This is a genomic window from Vibrio mediterranei (genome assembly GCF_900088415.1).
Lineage (GTDB): Bacteria > Pseudomonadota > Gammaproteobacteria > Enterobacterales > Vibrionaceae > Vibrio > Vibrio mediterranei.
In genome coordinates this window covers 1-878 of record NZ_FLLQ01000032.1, presented here as the reverse complement: position 1 = coordinate 878, position 878 = coordinate 1, and the positions used below count along the sequence as shown (strand labels likewise).

The window sequence follows — 878 nt, the reverse complement described above, 5'->3', positions numbered from 1 at the left end:
GTGACGGGTCAATGGACGTTTACGTTGGATAACACGTCAACTGAGACTCAATCTCTCAAAGAAGGTCAATCGGAAGACGTCATTTTCACGGTGAAAGTGACCGACGATAAAGGGGCGGTGACTGAGCAAGCGGTGACCATCACCATTACGGGTACCAACGACCAGCCAACATTTAATGCCAGCAGTAAGCTTGTTGGCGCTGTGACTGAAGCGGGCCATGATGACGATGGTAATGTTATATCAGGTACACCAACGGCTACCGGTACCTTGACTGCGGATGATGTGGATGCGGGTGCAACCCACAAATTCTCAGTGGACAATGGCAACAGTGACTACGGTGAATTGGTCGTGCAAGAGAACGGTCAATGGACCTTTACGCTAGACAACACTACAACCGAGACACAAGCACTCAAAGAAGGCGAAACCAAAGACGTCAGCTTTACGGTCAAAGTGACCGATGAGTTTGGTGCGGTAAACATTGAAACGGTGACCATCACTATTACCGGTACCAACGATGCTGCGACCATTGATGGTAATAGCGTAACGGCGGGAGCGGTGAAAGAAGCGGGTCATGAAGATGACGGCACCGTGGTATCTGGTACGCCAAGCGCAACGGGTACTATTGAAGCCACTGACGTGGATGCCGACTCCGTTCTGGCGTTCAGTGCCGAAGGCAGCAGTAACTACGGTAGCTTCGCTATCGATCCGGTGACGGGTCAATGGACGTTTACGTTGGATAACACGTCAACTGAGACTCAATCTCTCAAAGAAGGTCAATCGGAAGACGTCATTTTCACGGTGAAAGTGACCGACGATAAAGGGGCGGTGACTGAGCAAGCGGTGACCATCACCATTACGGGTACCAACGACCAGCCAAC

At 51.1% G+C, this 878-nt stretch carries 1 protein-coding gene; it reads left to right on the top strand.

Features of this window, described 5'->3' with window-relative positions:
* Positions 1–24: 24 nt before the first annotated feature.
* Positions 25–878: VCBS domain-containing protein (locus VME0621_RS25970; protein WP_197498268.1), on the top strand; the 854-nt coding region annotated here is incomplete at its 3' end.